The organism is Amycolatopsis sp. NPDC054798, from assembly GCF_053611505.1.
In genome coordinates this window covers 60031-77164 of sequence record NZ_JBSHAM010000041.1, presented here as the reverse complement: position 1 = coordinate 77164, position 17134 = coordinate 60031, and the positions used below count along the sequence as shown (strand labels likewise).

14 protein-coding genes are annotated in these 17134 nt (G+C 69.5%); 6 read left to right on the top strand and 8 right to left on the bottom strand.

Annotation, left to right across the window (positions count from 1 at the left end; genetic code table 11):
* Window positions 1-51: 51 nt before the first annotated feature.
* Window positions 52-1662: an amidohydrolase gene (locus tag ACWGIC_RS24590; RefSeq protein ID WP_452078300.1), complete on the bottom strand. Its 1611-nt coding sequence runs from the start codon at window positions 1660-1662 to the stop codon at window positions 52-54.
* Between the two features lie 246 nt (window positions 1663-1908).
* Here ACWGIC_RS24590 and ACWGIC_RS24585 point away from each other — a divergent pair, with 246 nt between their 5' ends.
* The 4 genes from ACWGIC_RS24585 to ACWGIC_RS24570 all read left to right on the top strand — a co-directional run bounded on the left by ACWGIC_RS24585 (window position 1909) and on the right by ACWGIC_RS24570 (window position 5282).
* Complete coding sequence (locus ACWGIC_RS24585) at window positions 1909-2820, top strand: hypothetical protein (RefSeq protein WP_452078299.1); 912 nt, start codon at window positions 1909-1911, stop codon at window positions 2818-2820.
* A gap of 114 nt (window positions 2821-2934) precedes the next feature.
* Window positions 2935-3834 carry an MBL fold metallo-hydrolase gene (locus ACWGIC_RS24580; protein ID WP_452078298.1) on the top strand — a complete coding sequence of 300 codons (900 nt, stop codon included), beginning with the start codon at window positions 2935-2937 and terminating at the stop codon, window positions 3832-3834.
* An 87-nt stretch (window positions 3835-3921) separates the two neighbouring features.
* Window positions 3922-4728: a M15 family metallopeptidase gene (locus ACWGIC_RS24575; protein ID WP_452078297.1), complete on the top strand. Its 807-nt coding sequence runs from the start codon at window positions 3922-3924 to the stop codon at window positions 4726-4728.
* Between the two features lie 50 nt (window positions 4729-4778).
* Window positions 4779-5282, top strand: coding sequence for a DUF2199 domain-containing protein (locus ACWGIC_RS24570; protein ID WP_452078296.1), 504 nt, complete (start codon window positions 4779-4781; stop codon window positions 5280-5282).
* A gap of 4 nt (window positions 5283-5286) precedes the next feature.
* Here ACWGIC_RS24570 and ACWGIC_RS24565 read toward each other — a convergent pair whose 3' ends face one another.
* Entirely contained in the window at window positions 5287-6705 is a 1419-nt protein-coding gene (locus ACWGIC_RS24565; RefSeq protein WP_452078295.1) for an amino acid permease, read from the bottom strand.
* Between the two features lie 292 nt (window positions 6706-6997).
* On the opposite strand from ACWGIC_RS24565, the gene ACWGIC_RS24560 reads away from it, so the two are divergent.
* Window positions 6998-8170, top strand: a complete 1173-nt coding sequence (locus ACWGIC_RS24560) for a Shedu anti-phage system protein SduA domain-containing protein (protein ID WP_452078294.1) — start codon at window positions 6998-7000, stop codon at window positions 8168-8170.
* Between the two features lie 14 nt (window positions 8171-8184).
* On the opposite strand, the gene ACWGIC_RS24555 is transcribed toward ACWGIC_RS24560, so the two are convergent.
* The 4 genes from ACWGIC_RS24555 to ACWGIC_RS24540 all read right to left on the bottom strand — a co-directional run bounded on the left by ACWGIC_RS24555 (window position 8185) and on the right by ACWGIC_RS24540 (window position 12635).
* Window positions 8185-9042, bottom strand: coding sequence for an aminoglycoside phosphotransferase family protein (locus tag ACWGIC_RS24555; RefSeq protein ID WP_452078293.1), 858 nt, complete (start codon window positions 9040-9042; stop codon window positions 8185-8187).
* A 97-nt stretch (window positions 9043-9139) separates the two neighbouring features.
* Window positions 9140-10222 (bottom strand): glycerate kinase, encoded by a 1083-nt coding sequence (locus tag ACWGIC_RS24550; RefSeq protein WP_452078292.1) that lies wholly within the window; start codon window positions 10220-10222, stop codon window positions 9140-9142.
* Between the two features lie 8 nt (window positions 10223-10230).
* The gene (locus tag ACWGIC_RS24545; RefSeq protein ID WP_452078291.1) at window positions 10231-11541 is read right to left on the bottom strand and encodes a 2-hydroxycarboxylate transporter family protein; all 1311 of its coding nucleotides are present in this window, start codon (window positions 11539-11541) and stop codon (window positions 10231-10233) included.
* Between the two features lie 20 nt (window positions 11542-11561).
* On the bottom strand, window positions 11562-12635 hold the full coding sequence (locus ACWGIC_RS24540) for a tartrate dehydrogenase (RefSeq protein ID WP_452078290.1): 1074 nt from the start codon (window positions 12633-12635) through the stop codon (window positions 11562-11564).
* 117 nt (window positions 12636-12752) lie between these two features.
* On the opposite strand from ACWGIC_RS24540, the gene ACWGIC_RS24535 reads away from it, so the two are divergent.
* The gene (locus ACWGIC_RS24535; protein WP_452078289.1) at window positions 12753-13661 is read left to right on the top strand and encodes a LysR family transcriptional regulator; all 909 of its coding nucleotides are present in this window, start codon (window positions 12753-12755) and stop codon (window positions 13659-13661) included.
* A gap of 26 nt (window positions 13662-13687) precedes the next feature.
* Here the strand turns inward: ACWGIC_RS24535 and ACWGIC_RS24530 are convergent, their stop codons facing one another.
* Window positions 13688-15940 carry a protein kinase domain-containing protein gene (locus ACWGIC_RS24530; protein WP_452078288.1) on the bottom strand — a complete coding sequence of 751 codons (2253 nt, stop codon included), beginning with the start codon at window positions 15938-15940 and terminating at the stop codon, window positions 13688-13690.
* 81 nt (window positions 15941-16021) lie between these two features.
* Window positions 16022-17044 carry an ArsR/SmtB family transcription factor gene (locus tag ACWGIC_RS24525; protein ID WP_452078287.1) on the bottom strand — a complete coding sequence of 341 codons (1023 nt, stop codon included), beginning with the start codon at window positions 17042-17044 and terminating at the stop codon, window positions 16022-16024.
* Window positions 17045-17134: the final 90 nt, after the last annotated feature.

The window sequence follows — 17134 nt, the reverse complement described above, 5'->3', positions numbered from 1 at the left end:
AACCCTGAGGGAATCAGATTCCCTCAGGGTTCCCCTCACGGACCGCCACCGCTACGCCGACCAAACCCGCTCCCCGCCGACCCAGGTCTCCCGCACCCGAACCCGATCCAACGCCTCCGGATCCGCCTCGAACGGATCCTCCTCCAACACCGCGAAATCCGCGAGAAACCCCGGAGCCAACCGCCCCTTCGTCGCCTCCTCGCCAGACGCGTAAGCCGACCCCGTCGTATACACCCCCAGCGCGGCCTCCACGCTGATCCGCTGCGAAGCCCCGAACAACTCCCCGTCCGGCGCCCGGCGCGTCACGCAGCTGCGCAGCGCGTACAGCGGCGGGAACGGCCCGCACGGATGGTCCGACGAACCAGCCACCGCTACCCCGGCGTCGAGCATCGACCGGTGGGCGAACATCCGCTCGACGCGTTCCGGTCCGTAGAACTGGGTCAGTTTGTCCCCATGCGCGGCCGCGTAGTTGGCGAACGGCACCGCGACCATGCCGTGGTCGCGCATGCGTTTCAGGATCTCGTCGTCGATGATGGAACAGTGTTCGATGCGGTGCCGCGGATCCTGGCGCGGTTTCGCGGCTTGGGCTTGGTCCACCGCGTCCAGGACGCGGCGGATCGCGCGGTCGCCGTTGGCGTGCACGCAGACTCGCCAGCCGGCGTCGTGCACGTGCCGCACGGTCTCGGCCAGTTCGGCGGCGCTGACGCGTTCCAGGCCGTAGCTGTCGGTGCCTTCGATGGGTTGTTCCACCAGACAGGTCCCGCCGTTGACGGCACCGTCGGCGAAAGTCTTGACGCCGCCCAGGCGCAGCCGGGTTTCCGGGGCGGGCGGTCCGTCCGGAAGAGCGCGGAAGTAGTCGAAGTGGTCGTAGGCGGCCAGTGCGTTCACCCGGAGGGTGAGCTGGTTCCGGTCGGCCAGGTGCCGGAGAACCTGCCATTCGGTGCGGCCGACCAGTGCGTCGCCGACTGAGGTGATGCCCGCGGCGTGCAGGTCGGCGGCGTGCCGGGTGAAGGCGGCGGCCAAGACTTCGGTGGACGGGTCCCGCACGATCGTCGGGCGCGGGGTGAAGGCCGGGAACGCCAGGTCGTAGAGGGCTTGGTCGTGGATGACGCCGTCGAGGCGCCCGGCGGCGTCGCGGCCGAGGTGGCCGCCGGGCGGCGGTTCGCTGGCGTCGGTGAGACCGGCCAGTGCGAGACCGGGGGAGTTGACGACCCCGGCGTGCAGCGTCACGTGCACGACCAGCACGGGGTGGTCCGGGCAGGCTTCGTCCAGGTCGGCGCGGGTGAGTTCGCGCCCGCCGTTGCTGCGGAAGGAGTCGTAGCCGCAGCCGATCACCCATTCGCCGGCCGGGGTCGCGGCGGCGCGTTCGCGCAGGGCGGCGGTGAGGTCGGCGGTCGAGCGGATCCGGGACGGCGAGAGGTCGACCTGCAGGGTTTGGGCGGCGACGACGGTCGGGTGCTGGTGGGCGTCGTTGAACCCGGGGACGACGGTGGCGTCGCCGAAATCGTGCAGCTGCGCGGAGGGGAACTCGCGGCGCAGGTCGGCGATGCTGCCGTGCGCGACGACCCATTCGCCGCGCACCGCGAACGCCGGGGGCTGCGCGCCGGCCATGGTCACGATGCGCCGGGCGGTGACGATCTGCACGGATTCCGGTGCGGGCACGAGGCTCCTCCAGGGTCGACGCGGGCTGCCGCGCGGCGCGCTGTCCACAAAGGACGGTGTGGCTCCGGTGCCGCGCTGCCGATTCTAGGGGCGGCGAGGGTCCGGGCGCAGGGCCGGAGCGGCTGCGGCAATCGGGTGATCTGGGTCCCAGCCGGGCGAAGTCCGGAATGAGAACCGGCTCCGCGGCGGTGTATACGCTGGAAGCAGGGCGCCCCGGCCCGGCTCCCGCGGCGGCAGGAGGCTCGCATGTCCGGCATCGGTGCGGCGCGGTCCGCGCTCAGCGCCGCGGCCGAGCCGTGGGAGATCCAGGTCGGCCGCGACCTCGCCGACCGGCTCGACACCAAACCGCCTTCCCGCTGGTCCCGGCCGGGCGCGGCGGCCGAGGACCTCGCGGACCTGATCGGGCCGGGCGAGCTGGTCCTGGCCCCGTCGGCGACCCGGCCCTCGGGCGACGGCGTCGTGTGGACGCCGGAGCAGGCGCTGGGCGCGGGCGCGCGCGGAGTGGCGCTGTGGGTCGACGACCTGCCGTATCCGCGCATCGTCGGCGCGATCCCGTACCCCGAGCTGATCGCGGTCGAGCACGCGATGGCCGGGAAATACTCCTGCCTGGTGCTAACCGGTGTCCGCACGACACTGGTTTTCCGCTACCGCTCGTGGGCATGGCCGGCGGTGGCCGACCTCCTGACGCACGCGCGGGCCAGAGCGCACCGGCCCGATGCCCCGGAACCGGCGCACGCGGGCCCGCCCTCGCTCGGCTGGGACCGCCTTCCGGCGTCGCCGCTGGTGGCGCTCGGCCACCCGCGGCAGACGCATTACCTCGGCGCGGAGCCGGAACTTCCGCGACGGTGGCTGTGGCAGCAATCCCGGCCCGCCGCGTTCGTCGTGCTGACGCGGCAGGAGCTGGTCGTCGTGCGGCACGTGCTGGGCAGGCGGCCGCTGACGCACGGGGTGCAGCTGCTGGCGGTGGCCCGGGACCGGATCACCGGTCTCGCCGGGCGGGGCGACCGGTTGCGCATCGCCGCCTCGGCGGAGGAGTACGAGGTGGATCTCGGCGTCGAGCTGGCCGAGGAAGCGCGGCTGCGGTTCGGGCCGATGCTGCGCGCGGACGGGCGGCGGCGAGTGGTGCGGAAGGCGCCGAACGCCGCGCCGCGAGCCTGACCTGTCCGCTGGGAATCCTGGGCGGGAGAACCTTTTTCCGCCCAAGTTGTCACAAACCGGGAAGCCGTCCGGTCTTAGCCGACGATCTGGCTGTGCGACTCCCGAGGAGAACTCATGAGCTTGGCCCCTTCCGCCCGTCTCGACGAGGCGGTCCCTTCGCGCTACGCGCTGAAGGTCGGCGACATCGACGTGCTGGTGATCAGCGACGGGGTGCTGCCGATCACCGCCGAAACGCTGGCCACCAACGCCGACCGGGCCGATCTGTCGGCCTGGCTGCGCGAAATGTTCCTGCCGCCGGAGATGATCGACTGGCCGCTGAACGTCGCCGTGGTGCGCAGCGGCGGCCGGACGGTCCTCGTCGATTCCGGCCTCGGCACCGAATTCCCCGGTTTCCCGCGTGCCGGGCAGCTGGCGGCACGGCTCGTCGCGGCGGGGATCGACCCGGCGTCGGTGACCGACGTGGTGCTCACCCACCTGCACATGGACCACATCGGCGGATTGCTCGTCGACGGCCTCCGCGGCCGCCTGCGCGAGGACCTGCGGGTGCACCTGGCGTCGGCCGAAGCCGAGTTCTGGCAGGCGCCCGACTTTTCCCGCACTGTCATGCCGGAGCCGATCCCGGAGGTGCTGCGCACGACCGCCACGCGGTTCCTCGACGTCTACCGAAGCCAGCTGCGGCCGTTCGAGACCGAGCACGAGGTGGCTCCAGGGGTGCGGATCTGCCGCACCGGCGGGCACACTCCCGGCCACAGCATCGTCCGGCTGGAGTCGGGCGGCGACCGGCTGACCTTCGCCGGGGACGCGGTGTTCCAGCCCGGGTTCGAGAATCCGGACTGGTACAACGGTTTCGAGCACGACCCCGAGGAGTCGGCGCGCGTCCGGATCAAGCTGCTTAAGGAGCTGGCGGCCAGCGGCGAGCAGCTGGTGGCCACGCACCTGCCGTTCCCGTCGGTCTGCCACGTGGCGGTCGCGGGCAACGCGTTCCGGTTCGTGCCGACTGTGTGGGACTACTGACCGCTTCCCCGGGTGCGGCTTCGCTCCGCGCCCGGGGACCCGGCAACGCCTATTCCGGCGCGTGTTCTTGTGGTAAGCAATCCGGCTATGCGCGGAAAGACGACGCGCGGCCTGGCGGTCGCCGCGATGAGCCTGCTGACCTGTCTCGTCGCCGCCCCGCCGGCGCCGGCCGCATCGGAGCCGAAGGCCCCGCCCGAATTCGTCGCTCTGCGCGACGTCGATCCGACCATCGTGCAGGAAATCCGGTACCTCACTCCGCACAACTTCACCGGCGGGCGCGTCGACGGCTACCGGCAGCCGATGTGCATCCTGACCCGGGACGCCGCCGTCGCCCTGCACAAGGCGCAGCTGTCGTTCCTGCGCCAGGGCTACACCTTGAAGGTCTACGACTGCTACCGCCCGCAGCGCGCGGTCGACAACTTCGTGCGCTGGGCGGAGGATCTCTCGGACCTGCGGATGAAAGCCGAGTTCTACCCGCGCGTGGAGAAAGACCGGCTCTTCGCGGACGGCTACATCGCGGCGAAATCCGGCCACAGCCGGGGAAGCACGGTGGACCTGACACTCGTCCGCCTCCCGGCGTTCCCGACGCGGCCGTACCACCCCGGTGAGCCGCTGAAACCTTGCTACGGCCCGAAAGCCGAACGGTTCCCGGACAACTCGATCGACATGGGCACGGGCTTCGACTGCTTCGACACCCTCGCGCACACGCTCGACCCGCGGATCGCCGGCAAGCAGCGGGAGAACCGGATGCTCCTGCTGCACGGGCTGGAGCGGGCCGGGTTCAAGAACCTGCCCGAGGAATGGTGGCACTACACGTTCAAGCCGGAGACGTTCCCGGACACCTTCTTCGACTTCCCGGTCTCGCGGAGGTCGCTGCACTGCCCGGCGGGCTGAACTCCCTGACCCGGCGGCCCTTCCCCCGGCAGCTCGATATGCTCTCGATCATGACGACTGACCCGGGGTTCGACTGCTCGTGCTGCGGTCGCCGCCACGACGAACTCCCGCTGGCCTACGGCGCGCCCGCCCCGGCGTACTGGCACGACGGACTGGCCGGGAAGCCCGGCTGCCTCCTGAGCGGGGAACAGTGCGTGCTGGACGGGGAACACTTCTTCGTCCGGGCTCGCCTGGTGCTGCCGATGACGGACGGCGAGGACTTCGAGTGGGGCGTGTGGGTGTCGCTCAGCGAAACCAGCTTCGCCCGCGTCACCGAACTGTGGGAGGACCCCGCGCGGGTCAACGAACCGCCGTACTTCGGCTGGCTGTCGACCGAACTGCCCGGCTACGAGCCGACGACGCTGAACCTCAAGACCAATCTGCACAGCCAGCCGCCCGGCATCCGGCCGATCGTGGAGCTGGAGCCGACGGACCATCCGCTGGCGGTCGAGCAGCGGACCGGCATCGACTGGGCCCGGGTGCAGGAGATCGCCGAACTGCTCCTGCACCCGTAGGTTCTCAGCCCTTCCGCAGCTTGCGGCGCACCAGCGGCCAGAACGCCGCGATCACCGCCAGCGACACGATGCTCGTCCACACCTGGGTGCGCGCGGAATCGTCGGTCAGCAGCATGACCACGACGATCGCCACGACGCCGGCGACGGTCAGGATGCCGAGCCAGGGATGCAGCCACATCTTGAGCTTCAGCCCGGCGCGCTCCTCCGGCGTCATCTTGTGCCGCATCCGCATCTGGGTGAACGCGATGAACGAGTACACGAACAGCGCGACCAGTCCGGCGGAGTTCATGATGAAGTCGAAGATGCCGGAGTCCGGCGCGACGAAGTTGACGAAGACCGCGATGTAGCCGCCGATCGTGCAAGCCGCCACCGCGACGACCGGCACGCCGGATTTGTTCTTCCTGGCCACCGCCCGAGGGGCGAGCCGCTTCTCGGCGAGCGCGGAGAACATCCGGCCCGCGGAGTAGAGCCCGGAGTTGAGCACCGAACACGCGGCGGTGAGCACGACGGCGTTCATCACCAGACCGGCGCCGGGGAGCCCGAACAGCGTGAACGCGTGCGCGAACGGCCCTTCCTGTTTGGGGTTCGGCAGCTGGTTCCACGGCACGATGGTGACGATCAGCAGCACCCCGCCGACGAAGAACAGCAGGATCCGCCAGATCACCGTGACGACGGCCTGCCGCACGCCCTTGGCCGGGTCCTCGGATTCGGCCGCCGCCATCACCGCGATCTCGGTGCCGAAGTACGAGAAAATCACGATCGCGACGCCGCTGAGCACCGGCCACCAGCCGTTCGGGGCGAACCCGCCGTGCTGCCAGAGGTTCGGGATCGAGAAGCTGGCCTTCGGCCAGAGCCCGAACGCGAACAGCGCGCCGACCGCGAGGAACACGATGATCGCGGCGACCTTGATGCTCGCCAGCCAGTACTCGACCTCGCCGAACGACCGCGCCGACACCAGGTTCGTGGCGGTGAAGAAAAGCAGCAGCACCACCGAAAACGCCCACTGCGGCACCGCCGGGAACCACCCGCCGAGCACTGAACCCCCGACGACGGCCTCGAACGCGATCACGCCGATCCAGTAGTACCAATAGAGCCAGCCGACGAGATACCCCGCCCATTCGCCGAGCCCGACCCGCGCGTACTCCATGAACGACCCGATCGCCGGACGCGCCGCGGCCATCTCGCCGAGCATCCGCATCGCGAGGAAGACCAGCAGCCCGCCGATCAGGTAGGAAACCACGGCGGCGGGCCCGACGGCGCGCACGACGTTCCCCGAGCCGACGAACAGGCTGGCCCCGATGATCCCGCCGAGCGCGATCATCGTGATGTGCCGGGAACGGAGCTTCTTGGGCCCGGCGGGAGCCGCGCTCGCGGCGGTCTCTCCCGGGCTCGCCTGGCCCTGCTCGGTGCTCCGATCAGCCATGGATCGCTCTTCCTCTCGTCCGGCCGGTCCCGCGGTGGTGCGCCCGGGGCGACAACGTTGTCGGAAACGGCCGCGGAGCTGGGCCTCGCTGACGCGGGACAGCGCGCGGCCGCCGGGTCCGTCGAGGCTAGGCGGGCCAGGGGCGGGATGCCGGGCGAGGGAGTTGTCGATCATCCGAATGGAGCAGCGGCGAGCGGTCGCTTTCGGACGTCCCCGGGCGGTTCGTGCCGCCGCATACGATGAGGCTGGCTGGCTGATTTCGCGTGGGGGCATGGTGTACATCAGATCCGATTTGACGCTCAAGAACTTGCTGCTGGCTCTTCATGAGCACGCGAGCGGCGACGAGGTAGCGCGGCCAGTGATGGACGTGCTTGACCACCTGGGTCCGAGGAGTCCGTACAAGGGTGGACGGCAGCTGCTTGAACTTGTGGAATTCGCGCTGCGGGCTGCGCGGGAGCACGGCGATGAGCCGACCGTGGAGGGATTGAACGACGCGCTCGGCTACGCGACGGGCACGGTGCTGGAGGACGACCTGTGTGTCAAGTACCCGTTGTATTCCGGGACGGGGCAAGACGATCTGCAGATGCTGAACCGGACCTTCAGCGCGCTGAAAGGGCTGACGGCGACCGAAGTCGCGGGGTATCTCGAGAAAAATCCGGGAGCTTCGGGCGAAGAGGTCAAGAACTATTTCGCCGAACAGAGCGGCAGGGCGTTGCGCTTCGTTCGGGCGAGGCGCGCGGGTCACTACGGCGCCTACCGGATCCGCACCGACGGCCCTGCTTGGCTAGTCGATGTCCTGGCTGATCGAGTCGACTACGTTCGTCCCCTCGACTCCGAGAACGATTCACTCGACGGGTTGGGCGAACTGCCGGGGGCGGAGGAACTTCTGACGGCGATTCAAGTCGGGCGGCGCCGTGCTCAGCTCGCGGAGATCACCAGGGTGGTCGAGAATCGCTACAGCTCCGAGGAACACATCCGCAAGGCGCTCTCGAATTCTTGGTGGATTTTCGGGGGAAAGTACGTCGGCGAACTGGCCCAGCGGCGTCTGATGCTGGGCATGGAGGCGGACATCCCGCTTCTCCGGCCGGACGGGGTCCTGCACGTCGTGGAACTCAAGAAGGCGAACGTCAAGATCGTCAAACGTCACCGAAACCGGTGGATCCCGACTTCGGCAGTGCACGACGCCGTGCTGCAAGCCGCGCACTACCTGCAGGAACTCGACGAAAGCCGCAGTGAGATCGCGGACGCGTTCGGAGTGGAGACGAGGCGAGCGTTCGCGACCGTCGTGATCGGGCATCCGAAGTTCCAACCCGACGCTGACGCGCGGCAGATCGGCGAAGCTCTCCGCACCTATGCGAGTCACCTCAGCAGGATCGATATCGTGACTTACGCCGAACTTGTGGACAGCGCTGAACGATCACTGAATTTCGGTGCTACCGCGCGCGAATCGTGTGGCGAAGGTTGACAGTCCGCACGGGTTCATCGGAAGTCCGCCAGAGTCTCGGTGATCTGGTGCCTCGTGCTCGCGGCCACCCGGGGATTCGTTGCTGCGTAAGCAGTGTAGGCGTTAAGCCCGGTGCTCAACGCATATCCGCGCCCGCGGGTCCACGCGTCGTCGTCGAGGCCGGATTCGGCACGGAAGATCTCTCGTGCCGCGGGAGGGAGCAGCGTCCACGCGATCAGCGCGTCGCACGCCGGATCGCCGACGCCGAGCTCGCCGAAATCGAGCACAGCACTGAGGTGTCCGTCCGCCATCAGGAGGTTGCCCGGGTGAAGGTCGCCGTGCACCCACACTGGCGGATGCGGCCATGGCGGGGCCGCGAGCGCGGCGTCCCAGACCGCGGTGAGCGCGGCGCTGTCGAAAACGTCGGCGGTCGCGGCGATCGCGACGCGGGTGTCGGCGTCCCGTCGAACGAGCGGCGCGCCGATGAACCCGTTGTGCGGTCCCGAGGCGAGCGAGGGGTCGACAGGGATCTGGTGGAGAGCCGCGACGAACCGCGCCAGCTCGGTCGCCGTCCGGTCCGGGCGGGGCAGGCTGCCGATTTCCGGGGGCGAGCCTGTCAGCCAGCGGGATACCGACCACTGCCACGGATAGCCTTCGCCCGGTGCGCCGAGCGCGACCGGATCGGGGATCGCGACCGGCAGGTGCGGCGCGAGCCGGGGGAGCCACCGGGATTCTTTCTCCGGTTGTCCCGCCGCCCACTCTCCGCGCGGCAGACGCACGGACAAGCTGTCCCCGAGCCGGTAGATGACGTTGTCCGAACCGGCAGGGTCGAGCCGCGACAGCGGGAGGGCCGCCAGCTCGGGCAGTTGCGCGGCCAGAAGACGCTTGACCATGTCTTCGTCGGCAGGGTGCGTTGTCGGCAAAGGCAACTCTCTCGATCGGACATCCCGGGACGTTCGCCTCGATCAGATCACGCCTCGCGGTCCGCGTCTAATGGATTTCCGGCAGTTCGACAGTCCGCGCGATCCGCCGAAGCAGTTCCCCGGACAGCCCCGGATCCGCAGCAGGATCGGCAGCGCTGTGATCAGTCAACGCATGCACCGCGGACAAACCAAGCGCCGCCGCCTCCTCCTGCGCCAAGGAGGAATGCCCGACGACCGCGATCACCGGCACCCCCTCGCTTCGCCGGGCGACAGCGGCGGCGAGCTTCCCTTCCGCGGTTTGGCTGTCGATCCGCCCTTCGCCGGTGACGACCAGGTCGCAGCGGCGCAAGGCGGCCGGAAAGTCCAGCAGGTCAAGGAAAAAATCGGCACCCGACACGATCCGCCCGCCCAGCAGGAGAGCGGCGAAACCGAGACCGCCGGCGGCTCCGGCACCGGGCGTGTCGGCTAACGCGCGGGCATCGGCGAGCTGGACGAGGTGGTCCAGGCCAGCGTTCAGGTACTCGACGTCGGCTGGGGTCGCGCCCTTCTGCGGTCCGTACACCGCCGCCGCACCGGCCGGGCCCAGCAGCGGATTCCGGACGTCGGTGGCGATGACGATCTCGGTCTCCAGCGTCGGCAGAGTGATCGCGGCGAGGTCGGGAAGTTTTTGCCCGTTAAGGGTTTCCAGCTTCCGGCCGTGGTGATCGGTGAACACCGCACCGAGGGCGGCGAGCATGCCGGCGCCGCCGTCGGTGCTGGCGGAGCCGCCCAGGGCGAGGACGACGCGGCGGGGGCCGAGGTGCAGGGCGTGCCGCAGCGCCTCGCCGAAACCGCGGCTTGAGGCGGAAAGCGGAGCCGGGCCGGCGGGCAGGGTTTGCAGGCCGCAGGTGCTGGCGACCTCGACGACAGCGGTGGTGCCGTCGAAAGCGAAGACGGACCTGCGGCGCTGGCCGGTCGCGCCGGTGACGGTTACCGGCACCGGGCGGAAGCCGCTGGACAGCGCGGCGGCGACGCTTCCGTCGCCGCCGTCGGCCAGTGCGAGGGTGTGGCTGTCGATTCCTCGGTCGGCCAGCCCGTCGGCCAGGTGGGCGGCGACCTCGGCCGCGCTGAGGCTGCCTTTGAACTTGTCCGGGGCCAGCAAGACTTTCATGACCGTCCTCAGTGGAAAGCTTGGATGAGCGACGCCGCGCTGATCACGGTCACGACGCCGCCGATGCGGGTGGAGATCTGCGCGAACGGCATGAGCACCATCCGGTCGGACGCGGAAAGGATGGCGACGTCCCCGGTGCCGCCGAGCCCGCTGTGGCAGACGGTGACCAAGGCGGCGTCGACCGGGTACATCCGCAGCAGCTTGCCGACGAGGAAACCGGAGGCGGCCATCGAGAGGACCACCGCCGCGCAGGTGATCACGTAACCGGGGGAGATCACGCCGAATACGCTCTTCAGCGGGACGTAGAGCATCCCGAGCCCGACCATGACCGGATAGATGAAATGCCCGGCGACCAGGTCGTAGCAGGCCCGGGCGCTTTGCTCGACGCTGGCGGGCACCGCGCCGGAAAGCTTGGCCAGCACCGAAAAGACGATGGTGAGAACCGGGGCGGGCAGATGCAGCGCGGGTTCGCACAGCGTGGCGGTGACGAACATGGTGCAGATGACCAGGATTCCGGCGCCGTAGTTCGGGACCGCGGCGGGTGCGTCCGCGAGCACGGCAGCGTTGTGTTTGACCAGATCGCCGCCGCCGTCGAGGTGCGGGCGGCGGTTGCCGAGCCGGCGAAGCAAACCAGCGGTGACGATCGCGACGATGTTCCCGATTACGGCGGCTGGAATCAGTTGCGCGACAAAGGATGCGGGTTCGCCGCCCAGAGCGTGCGAGTAGCCCGCGGACAGCGGCACCACGCCTTCGCCGATGCCGCCGCCGATGATCGGCACGACGATGAAGAAGAACGCCCGGTGCAAGGAATAGCCGAACAGCATCGCCACGCCGATTCCGGTGCCGACCGCGACGACGGTGCCGACCACGAGCGGAGGGAAAATCTTCACGAGTGCTTTGACCATCGTCGTCCGGCGCATGCCGAGGATGCTGCCGACGACCAAGGCGGAGATGACGAAGTAAAGGAAGTTCGCCTTCTTCATCAAGGCCGCAGTGGCGTTGAGGATGTTGTCGTCGAACACTCCGAAGTAGACCAAGACCGACGGAATCATCAGGCACAGCAACGCTCCGCCGCCGATTCTCGAGATGATCGGCAGCCGGTTGCCGAGCGGGCCGAGCAGCAGGCCGAAGCCGGTGATCACCGCGAGCCCGCCGATCATGTCTTCGGGAATGCGGTGCACCGCGCCCGCGGCGACGACGAGGGCGGTGAGGAGGACCGGCACGGGCAGCGGCACGCCGCCGACCTTGGCCTTGAACGGATTCCAGGTTCGTCGAACGGGCGGGTTTTCTGCCGTGGCCGCAGTGGATGTGCTCGTCATTGAGTTCTCCAGCGAACGGGTCAGCGGACGGCTTCGGCGATGGCGAGGCCGAGGTCCGAGGTGGTGGCGTTCCCGCCGAGGTCCGGGGTGAGCGGGGCGTCGGAACGGCCGAGGACGTCCTCGATCGCGCGCAGCACGGCCGCCGCCGCGGCGGGTTCGCCGAGGTGGTCCAGCATCATCGAGGCGCACCAGATCTGGCCGACCGGGTTGGCGACGCCCTTGCCCGCGATGTCCGGCGCGGAACCGTGCACCGGTTCGAACAGGCTGGGGAACGTCCGCTCCGGGTTGATGTTGGCGCTGGGCGCGACGCCGATCGTGCCGGTGCAGGCCGGGCCGAGGTCGGACAGGATGTCGCCGAAGAGGTTGCTGGCCACGACGACGTCGAACCAGTCCGGGTGCAGCACGAAGTTCGCGGCGAGGATGTCGATGTGGTACTTGTCCGTCGTCACGTCCGGGTAGCCCTCGGCCATGCGCTCGACGCGTTCGTCCCAGTAGGGCATGGAAATCGAGATCCCGTTGCTCTTCGTCGCCGACGTCAGCCGCTGCCGTGGCCGCGTCCGCGCCAGGTCGAACGCGTACTTCAGGATCCGGTCGACGCCGGTGCGCGTCATGACTGTCTCCTGCACCACCGTCTCGCGGTCGGTGTCCTCGAAGATTTTGCCGCCGATGCTGGAGTATTCGCCCTCGGTGTTCTCCCGGACGACCAGGAAGTCGACGTCGCCGGGAGCCCGGCCGGCCAGCGGGCTGGCGACGCCCGGCAGCAGCCGCACCGGGCGCAGCGAGACGTACTGGTCGAAGCGGCGGCGGAATTGCAGCAGGCTGCCCCACAGCGACACGTGGTCGGGCACCACGTCCGGCCAGCCGACGGCGCCGAAGAACAGCGCGTCGAAATCGCGCAGCTGGTCGAACCAGTCGTCCGGCAGCATGGCGCCGTGCTCGAGGTAGTAGTCGGCGCTGGCGAAGCCGAACTCGACCAGGTCGAGGTCGAAGCCGCCGGTTTTCGCCGCGGCGGCGAGCGCGCGGACGCCCTCGGGCACCACTTCCTTGCCGATCCCGTCTCCGGGGATCACGGCGATCCGGTAGGTGGTCGTCATGGTCGAAGTCCTTGAAAGTCGAGGTTCGCGGGAGGTGCTGCGTATCGTATGAAGCACGAAACCCGCGAAAAACCCCCGAACTCGCACGACACTGTTGCGTCAGGCGAAAGGAGCGGCATGGATCTGCCCGGTCTGGACGATCTTCAGTTCTTCGACGTGGTCGCCCGTTCGGAGACGCTGACCCAGGCCGCGCGCCGCTGGGGAGTGTCGCCGTCGGCGGTCAGCAAACGGCTGACGCAGCTGGAGGGGCGGCTCGGCGTGCAGCTGGTCACGCGCAGCACGCGCCGGCTGAACCTCACCGACGAGGGGGAGCGCTACGCCGCCGGCGCCGCCCGGCTGCTGCCCGAGATCACCGACCTGGAGGAGGAGGTCGGGCGGCTGCGCCACGGCGTGCGCGGGCGAGTCGCGGTGCATTCGACGATCGGGCTCGGGCGGGCGCACATCGCGCCGCTGCTGGGCGAGTTCCGGAGGCTGCACCCCGGCGTCGAAATCGACCTGGAATTGTCGCATCTGCCGCTGCACATCGCGGGCACTCCGTTCGATTTCGCGATCCGCGTCGGACGGCAGCGGGATTCCAATCTGCACGCCCGGTTGCTGCACCCGAACCGCCGGGTCGTCTGCGCCGCGCCGGGCTATCTGCGGGACCGGGAACCGCCGCGGTCCATTCACGACCTTCCCGGGCACGACTGCATTGTCATCCGCGAAAACGACTCGGACTACGCGATCTGGCGCTTCGGCACGGACGGCGACGAGGCCACGGTCCGGGTCCCCGGCGCGCTGATCAGCAACGACGGCGAGATCGCGACCCAGTGGTGCCTCGCCGGGCACGGGCTGCTGATGCGTTCGCTGTGGAATGTCGCGCCGTTGCTGCGGAGCGGCGAATTGGTTCAGGTACTGGCGGACGTTCCCACTCCGGACGCTCCGATCTACGCGGTTTACCCGTCCGCGCATTCGGTGCCGCACCGGGCCCGGCTCGCTCTCGACTATCTCGCCGGAGAACTCGCGGACCGGCTCGGAAGCGAATGACGATTCGGGCGTGCTCCTGGAGACGGTCAGTGCGGCTGGGAGAGGTCGCCTGGGCGGAAGGACTCCGCGGTGACGCTCACCGGCGTGTCGAGTTCGGTTTTGTGCTCGCGCGGGTAGACCCAGCGCAGCGACGCCGTCGACCCGCTACCGAGGAAACCTCTCTCGTAGAAAATCTTGCCGTCGCTTTGGTAGCCGGAAATCGAGTAGTGGTCGCCTTCGTCCTTGCGGTAGGTCACGCGACCGCCTGCGGCTTCCGCCTCGGCGGCTGCGTCGGCCAGCGCCGCTGCGGCGGTGCGGCCGCCGGAGTTGGTGCCCCAGACGGTCAAAGTCGCGTCGAGGGACGTGTTGGTGAACGTCATTCCGTCGCCGTTGTCCGGGCTGTACGGAGCTGGGGTGTAGCCCTGCGGGACGCGCGCGGTGAAGCCGAAGCGAGGGTTGGTGTAGGTGGTGCTGCTTGCTGGGGAAGACGAGGTCGGCGGCGAGGGCGTCGAGGAAGGTGTTGCGGCGCCTAGCATTGCCAGGAATTTCGGTTGCAGCAGATCGCTGATTTCGGAGTAGGGAAGGACTGCGGTTTCTTTGCCCGCTGCCATGATGCACCCGAGGTCGTACCAGAGCATTTCGAACTGGACTCCAGTTTTGGTGAACCCGATCGGCGCCGCCGGCACGTGCCCGCGGCCGGGAACCCGGTCCGACGCGTCGACGGTGGTTTTCCGGCCTTCGTCGTAGCCGACGGTCGGCTCCCGGCAGAAACCGTTCTTGGTGTGCGGTTCGATGCGGGCGGTCAGCGTTTTCATCCCGTCCGCGGTCAGTGTTTCGGGCCGGAACATGTCCTGGGGGCCGAGCGGATTCCCGGTGGCGAGGTCGACGTTGACAGTCTCCGGGAAACGCCAGGTCGTGTGCCCCAGCACCTGCGAGTCGAGATCGTGGTCGTAGCGAACGGAAAGCAGGCTCGGCGTCTGCAGGAGGATCTGCGCGGTCGTGCGCGCCGCGGGCGTGTCCCCGGTGTCGGTGAACTGCTGCTGCCAGTCCGGATTGGCGCGCGCGTCGCGGATCGCCTTCAGCCGTTTGTCGACCGGGGCGCGCAGAGCGTCATTGATGCGCTTCCGCACGACAGGATCCGGTCCGCCGGACACTTGCGGATATTGGAGGTTGTACGTGATCGGCAGGGCTTGGTCCCGCCCGGAGTCGGTCTGGATCGCCACTGTGAGCGCGGCGGGCGCGGGCGGATCGTCCTGGCGATTGAAGACCAGGATCCCGCCGGTGACCAGCGCGCCGACGACCACCAGCACAGCGACGACCTTGCCGACGATCACCGCCGTCGCGCCCGCTCCGGTGCCCGTGGCGGGCACCCCGGCCGCTACCGCGCCCGCTCCGATCGGTGCGGTGGCCGTGCCAGCGGTGGTCAGCAGTGCCAGCGGGGTGAGCGCGGTCAGGGCGGCGGCCGAGGCGGCCAGCCGCTTCCAGCCGCGTTTCTCCCAGTTCTTTCCGTAGGCCTTGCGGGCGATGGTTTCCAGTTCGGTCACGAAAGCGTCCGCTGTGGACGGTCGCCACGCCGGGTCCTTGGCCATGCCGCGCGCGATCAGCGGGCGCAGCTGCTCGGGCACCGCGTCGAGCGGGACGGGCGCCATCTGGTGCAGCGAGCGCAGTTCGTCGGTGGTGGTCGCCTCGAAAGGCTGGTGTCCGGTAATGCATTGGTAGAACACGCAGGTGGCGGCGTACACGTCGGTGGCGGGCTGTCCCGGTTGCCCGGCCCATTGCTCGGGTGCCATGTAGGACGGGGACCCGGCGGTCAGTCCGTTGTGGCCGTCCAAAGTGGCCAGTCCGAAGTCGACAAGTTTCGACTGACCCTCTCGCGACACCAGGACGTTTCCCGGCTTGTAGTCGCGGTGGACGACTCCGGCGGCGTGCGCGTCGGCGAGACCGAGCAGCGAACCCTTGAGAATGGCCAGCGCGGATTCAGGGGCGAGGACGTTCTCCGTCGCCAGCAGCGCGCGCAGGGACACGCCGGGCACGGCTTCCATCACCAGCGCCGCGCCCTGCGGCGTCTCGACGAAGTCGAACAGCCGCACGACGTGCGGGCTCCGGACGCCGGACAGCAACCACGCCTCGCGCCGGAACCCGGCCGCGATGTCCGGGTCGGCGAGGTACTCCGCGAGCAGGTACTTGATCGCCACCATCCGGCCGGACTCCTGGTGCTTGGCCAGTACGACCCGCCCGAAGCCGCCGACGCCGAGCACGTCGACCTCGGTGAACCCGGGCACCTGCCAGCTGTCGCTCATCCCCGCCGCTTCCCCTCTCCGCGAGGCTGGTCGCGGTCGGCGAGATCGTACTCCGGAAATGTGGCACCGGGGGCGGAGTTGTCACATTTGTGCCTCGGTCGTGGGATCGGGACGTGGCGGGCGGTCAGCTTCGCGGTCCAGCAGGCGCATTCCGTGCTCAGTAGTGCGGTAGAGGACCGCGCGGCCGGACCGCCGGCCGATCACCAGGCCGCTGTCGCGCAGGACGCGGAGGTGTTGCGACACCGCGCTCGGCGACACGTGCAGCGCCGCGGCGAGGTCGGTGGTCGTGGCGGGGGAGCGCAGGGTCTCCAGCAGTTCGGCTCGACGACGGCCCAGGAGGCGGACCGCGGGCGCGACCGGACGGCGCTCAGCGGCTGTCCACAGTGCACCGCTGCCCCGGGCCGGGTAGCGGATCGTGGTCTGGGTGGTGGTGTGCAGTTTGATCATCACCCACGGCGGACCGAGCACGACCGGGGAGAGCACCAGCCCGCCGGCCGGTCGGCCGGGAGACGGACGGCGGTCGCCGTCGAGGACGAGGCAGCCGTCGCGCCAGTCGAGTTCGGCGTGCAGACCGGCGAACAACCTGCCCGCGCCGCCGTCGGCCCATTGCCTGGCGCGGTAGGCGATGTCGGCGTCGAGGACGGCGCGCAGCCGGGCCCAATGCGGGGCGATCAGACGGTCGTGCGCCTCGCGGAGTTCGGCGGCGATGACGCGGAGCCCGGCTTCGGGGTCGGCGGCGAGTGCCCGGGCTGGGGCGGGCAGGTGGTCGCCGAATACGCCGTGCAGGCTTCGCCGCACTTGGCTCGCCGTGGTCTGGCGCATCGCGGTGAGTGCGTCGTCGATCGTGGTCGCCGCGCGGGCTGGGGCGGGCAGGAGGAACTGCGGCCAGCTGGTCCGGCCGGTGACGAGCAACGGCCAGCTCCAGGCCAGGTTCAGCGGGCGGGCGGCGAGTTCGTTCGCGGCCCAGCGGGTCCAGCGCTCGTGGCGGAACCGGCCCCAGCATCCGGCGAGGGTCTGCAGGCCGGAGACGGTTTCGGACAGCGGCGAGACGGCGAGCCTGGTGCCTGCGAGGTCGCTGGTGCTCGGTTCGAGGGTGAGCGGCACGTGGCGATTATGCGGCAGCGGGCGGGCGTGGACGAGCGCGGTGGAGGTCCGTGAGGGGAACCCTGAGGGAATCAGATTCCCTCAGGGTTC

Excerpts from the sequence above, each read along its gene's own strand:
- ACWGIC_RS24585 (WP_452078299.1), top strand. The coding sequence starts at position 1,909 with ATGTCCGGCATCGGTGCGGCGCGGTCCGCGCTCAGCGCCGCGGCCGAG.
- ACWGIC_RS24580 (WP_452078298.1), top strand. The coding sequence starts at position 2,935 with ATGAGCTTGGCCCCTTCCGCCCGTCTCGACGAGGCGGTCCCTTCGCGC.
- ACWGIC_RS24575 (WP_452078297.1), top strand. The coding sequence starts at position 3,922 with ATGCGCGGAAAGACGACGCGCGGCCTGGCGGTCGCCGCGATGAGCCTG.
- ACWGIC_RS24570 (WP_452078296.1), top strand. The coding sequence starts at position 4,779 with ATGACGACTGACCCGGGGTTCGACTGCTCGTGCTGCGGTCGCCGCCAC.
- ACWGIC_RS24565 (WP_452078295.1), bottom strand. The coding sequence starts at position 6,705 with ATGGCTGATCGGAGCACCGAGCAGGGCCAGGCGAGCCCGGGAGAGACC.
- ACWGIC_RS24555 (WP_452078293.1), bottom strand. The coding sequence starts at position 9,042 with ATGGTCAAGCGTCTTCTGGCCGCGCAACTGCCCGAGCTGGCGGCCCTC.
- ACWGIC_RS24550 (WP_452078292.1), bottom strand. The coding sequence starts at position 10,222 with ATGAAAGTCTTGCTGGCCCCGGACAAGTTCAAAGGCAGCCTCAGCGCG.
- ACWGIC_RS24545 (WP_452078291.1), bottom strand. The coding sequence starts at position 11,541 with ATGACGAGCACATCCACTGCGGCCACGGCAGAAAACCCGCCCGTTCGA.
- ACWGIC_RS24540 (WP_452078290.1), bottom strand. The coding sequence starts at position 12,635 with ATGACGACCACCTACCGGATCGCCGTGATCCCCGGAGACGGGATCGGC.
- ACWGIC_RS24535 (WP_452078289.1), top strand. The coding sequence starts at position 12,753 with ATGGATCTGCCCGGTCTGGACGATCTTCAGTTCTTCGACGTGGTCGCC.
- ACWGIC_RS24530 (WP_452078288.1), bottom strand. The coding sequence starts at position 15,940 with ATGAGCGACAGCTGGCAGGTGCCCGGGTTCACCGAGGTCGACGTGCTC.